Genomic DNA, 4835 nt, shown 5'->3' with positions numbered 1-4835 from the left:
TCGATATTTACTAGCATAAACCCGCCCCTACGGTCGATCGATCGAATTTATGATGGCGTATATTTATAGATATGTAGGGGCGGGTTTATGCTAGAAATTCTCGCAGTACCAACAGATCCAAACAAACCCGCCATCCTCACTAATATCTATCGCTCGATCTCAACCAACTTGAAACTGTGCCGTAATCCGTTTCATCGCCTCCTCCACATTCACCCGACTATTAAACGCCGAAATTCGGAAATAACCCTCACCCGCAGCCCCAAACCCCGAACCAGGCGTACCGACAACATGACAATTCATCAACAGCTTATCAAAGAAATCCCAGCTCGATAACCCATTCGGCGTTTTTACCCACACATAGGGCGCATTCGTCCCGCCATATACCTGCAAACCCGCCGCTGTCAGTTGATTACGAATAATCTGGGCATTCTCCATATAAAACCCAATTAAAGCCTTAACTTGTGCCTTCCCAGTCTCAGAATAAACCGCCTCCGCACCCCGTTGGACGATATAGGAGACACCATTAAATTTCGTCGATTGGCGACGGTTCCAGAGCTGCCAGAGTTCGACATCGCTACCATCGGCGGCTTTAGCTGTCAGGGTTTTGGGTACGACTGTCAGCGCGCACCGAGTTCCGGTAAAGCCAGCATTTTTGGAGAACGATCGAAACTCGATCGCACAATCCCGCGCCCCATCAATTTCATAAATTGAATGCGGTAAGCTCGGATCGGTAATAAACGCCTCATAAGCCGCATCAAAGAAGATAATCGAGCCATGCGTTTTGGCATAGTCCACCCAGGCTTGGAGATGCGCACGGGTAGCTGTCGCGCCAGTTGGATTATTTGGGAAACACAAATAGATCAGATCGACTTTGTGGCTGGGAATCTGCGCGGTAAAGTCATTCTCAGCGGTAATCGGCAGATAAACCAAGCCCGCATACTCGCCTTTGTCATTAGCATCGCCTGTATTCCCCGCCATCACATTGGTATCGACATAAACGGGGTATACAGGGTCGGTAACGGCGATCGTGTTGTCGTGTCCGAAAATGTCGAGAATGTTGCCACAATCGCATTTAGAACCATCGGAGATGAAGATTTCGGAGGCATCGATCGCGCATCCCCGCGCCTGAAAGTCATGAGTCGCGATCGCTTCACGCAACCAAGCATAACCCTGTTCGGGGCCATAACCTTTGAACTTATCCCGATCGCCCATATCTTCGATCGCTTGAGTCATCGCCGTCCGACAAGCCTCTGGCAAAGGTTCAGTGACATCCCCAATTCCCAACCGGATGATTGGTGCGTCAGGATTGGCTTGAGCGTAAGTATTGACGCGCCGCGCGATTTCGGGGAACAGGTAGCCAGCTTTGAGTTTGAGGTAGTTATTATTAATAGTTGCCATAATATCTAAATATTTCAGTCGCAAATCTTCATTCAACAGCTTACCGCAACACCCAGCCGGAAATTAATCCCCCGCCGAAAACCTTCAGTCCCACTGTGATCGATGCAAAACGGGGCGAAGGCTAGCCACCGCCAACCTTCACCCCGTTATTTTTAGCTTCAGATTAATCGACAGCTAAAAATACCACCGATTTTATTTAACTCAGCTCAATCTAGTTCTTGTTGATGTTAGCCAATTTCTTTCTCATCCGGAAAGCTGCGGTACCACCAACGATCGTCCCAATCACGCTGAAGGGTTCAGGAACAGAAGTCGGCGAAGCTGAGATCCGATAAGTACCGATCCCACTCAGTCCAGTATCACCGAAAGAAAAATTTAGTGATTGGATCTGAGTAGCAACAGAATCACTGGTCGTTACGAAGGTAGATCCCACACTACTTAATAGGCTGAAGTCTACACCACCAATGTTATTGTACATACCCGTGAAAGTAGAACCTGAACCAACATTTAGACTGATGCTACCGAAGTTAAAAGACAGAGGGTTATTAAGGCTGTAAAGAAAGCTGGTAGGAGTACTGCTAACTAGTGAAAAAGTATTTGGTGATGTAATATTAGCACCGACCAACGCAGGCTTAGGCTGTGGGAAAAATGAACTAAAGCTGCCCGTTGAAGCTAAAACGGTGGGAAGAGCGGCTGGCTGATTATAGTCAACAGAAAATGAAGCTGGAGCACTTGGTCTAACTAAGCTAGATAAGTTAGTCGTGCCACCTGTAAACGTAAGTTCTCCACCAGTTAGAATTACTGCTCCCGCAGGTGTCGCTGGAATCATTGCCGCGATACCAATAGCCAAACTGCTAGCCGCAGAAATTATGATCGATTTTTTGATACTTGCTAAATTTGCGAACTGTTTAATTTTCTTCATAAAACACCCCTGTTTTCTGTTGTTACAATGATTGTTTTCACACCTTCTGTCCATAACCACTACAAACAGCGATTCAAAACTTAAATAAAATCTGAAAAAGCCACCCACTTTATGTACTTCAATCGTAGCTTAACTTGACAAAATGCTGCGATCTCATTCAATGTTTTCAGCTAAATGGCGTAATTCTAAAAATTGATTTGATCGAGATTTAGGAGATCGTTTAGTGTTCAGATGCTCATCGCAAAATTCTCATAATTCACGATCAAACCCAGCAATATAGCCTAAAAAAACTAAAGATCGCTCTGGTTTTACGAATAATAAAAAATATCTACGGCCAAATTACTTAATTATTGAAATAATTTATAAATTTTCGACTAATGTTCTCAGACACTGTAACCGCGATTTTAGCGATCGAGCACAACCCTAAGCCAATTAAATCAAATAAACAGGTGTTTGTATCATATATATCTTATTTAATCCGTAAGTATGTCTTGAATCATCACTGGATATCGCTAAAATGCTCTAGCAAATTGAGCGATTGAGATTTGAAAATTGGAAAATTCGATGATTTTAGATAGCTAGAAATCATCTACCTAATTTAATTATAAATGTCGCGTTTTTTACAATGACGCGAAAGATCATTCGATCGATAGATGCTGGTTAGCGATGGCTTGAATCGATCGACTCCGATCGATTTGGATCGGCGATCAGGTGTAGACTTTTAGGCAATTAGCAATTTTATTTACCAAAATAGTTACCGTTTTTGACCGATCGAGATTGAAATGCGATCGATCTGGGCGCAAATATTGGCAATAATCGATAATATATATACGTACTGAGGGCTTGGTGTTGATACAAGATAATTACCGGATCGAGAAAGATTCCATGGGCGAACGTCAGATCCCGGAATCTGCATACTACGGCATTCAAACTTTGCGTGCGATCGAGAATTTCCCGATTAGCGGCCTCAAGCCGCTGGCAACTTATGTTGATGCTTGCCTCCTCATCAAAAAAGCCGCTGCTATCGCCAATGGTCGGCTCGGCTGTATTCCCCAGGAAATTAGTGAGGCGATCGTGACGGCTGCCGATGAGATTTTAGCGGGCAGTCTGCGCGATCAGTTTGTTGTCGATGTCTATCAAGCTGGGGCGGGAACTTCCCATCATATGAATGTCAACGAGGTGTTAGCCAATCGCGCGCTAGAATTACTCGGCGATGTTAAAGGCAACTATCAGCGGGTCAATCCCAACGACCAAGTTAATTACGGTCAATCGACCAATGATGTGATTCCGACAGCGATTCGGGTGGGTGGATTGCTGGCGATCGCGCATACTTTAGATCCCGCGTTAGCTAGTGCCATCGCCGCATTAGACACCAAAGCGATCGAGTTTCAGGCGATCGTCAAATCAGGACGTACCCACATGCAAGACGCCGTCCCGGTTCGATTGGGAGACAGTTTTGGCGCATTTGCCCAGATCTTGCGCGACCATCAAGTCAGGATTAATACCGCCGCAGGGGATTTAACCAAGTTAGGCTTGGGTGGTAGTGCCGTCGGGACGGGATTGAATACGCATCCAGAGTATCGATCGACCGTCGCCCAGCTTTTGGGAGCATTAATCGGTCAACCGTTAACAGTCGCACCGCATCTGATGGCCGCGATGCAAAGCATGGCACCATTTGTCAATGTTTCTGGCAGTCTTCGCAATCTCGCCGCCGACCTCGTGAAAATCTCTCACGACTTGCGGTTGATGGATTCTGGCCCCAAAACGGGTTTCAAAGAAATCCAACTCCCGCCCGTCCAACCTGGCTCGTCGATCATGCCGGGAAAATACAATCCCGTGATGGCCGAAATGATCTCGATGGTCTGTTTTCAAGTGATGGGGTTTGATCGATCGATCGAGATGGCCGCCCAAGCTGGACAATTGGAACTAAACGTGATGATGCCATTAATTGCTTACGATCTGATTCATAGCATCGAGATCCTCGGTAATGCGATTCAAGCTCTGACTGACCAATGTATCGTGGGCATTACTGCCAATCCCAATCGGTGCAATGAATATGCCGAAGGCAGTCTGGCACTCGTCACCGCACTCAATACTCACATCGGTTATCTCAATGCCGCCAATGTCGCCAAAGAGTCACTAGCCACCGGTAAATCGCTGCGGCAAATTGTGTTGGAACAAGGATTGATGGAGCCAGATTTATTAGCTCAAGTATTAGATTTAGACAAAATGAGTCAGCTACCCTGATCCTAGCCTGCCGATGTCTTCGCGATCGGCATTCATCACCGCATCGTCACCGTAGCCTTGGCGGTGGCGACAGCACTCAATGCGCCCTGAGCATAGCTGTTTGGTACATTTGAGAGTTTGTGCCTACGACTAAATCCGATCGAACCGATTAAAGAACATCATCCCACTCTTTCTCTAGCGATCGATCTCAATTGGATCGGCCAGCAATAGTTAGCTCCATCTAACACCGATCGATCTGTAATCCAGCTAGCATTACTTACAATGAAGGAGA

At 46.1% G+C, this 4835-nt stretch carries 3 protein-coding genes; 1 reads left to right on the top strand and 2 read right to left on the bottom strand.

The annotated features are described in order from the left end of the window. Positions 1-159: 159 nt before the first annotated feature. Positions 160-1398, bottom strand: a complete 1239-nt coding sequence (locus RMO27_RS19135) for an LL-diaminopimelate aminotransferase (protein WP_309735491.1) — start codon at positions 1396-1398, stop codon at positions 160-162. A 211-nt stretch (positions 1399-1609) separates the two neighbouring features. Beyond that, positions 1610-2317, bottom strand: coding sequence for a hypothetical protein (locus tag RMO27_RS19130; RefSeq protein ID WP_309735489.1), 708 nt, complete (start codon positions 2315-2317; stop codon positions 1610-1612). Positions 2318-3169: 852 nt separating this feature from the next. Here RMO27_RS19130 and RMO27_RS19125 point away from each other — a divergent pair. After that, positions 3170-4564, top strand: a complete 1395-nt coding sequence (locus RMO27_RS19125) for an aspartate ammonia-lyase (protein ID WP_396133762.1) — start codon at positions 3170-3172, stop codon at positions 4562-4564. Positions 4565-4835 lie beyond the last annotated feature (271 nt).

It is taken from the genome of Chamaesiphon sp. OTE_75_metabat_556 (assembly GCF_031378165.1).
Lineage (GTDB): Bacteria > Cyanobacteriota > Cyanobacteriia > Cyanobacteriales > Chamaesiphonaceae > Chamaesiphon.
Note: the sequence above shows the minus strand (reverse complement) of the source record. Positions and strands in the feature narration are given on the sequence as shown.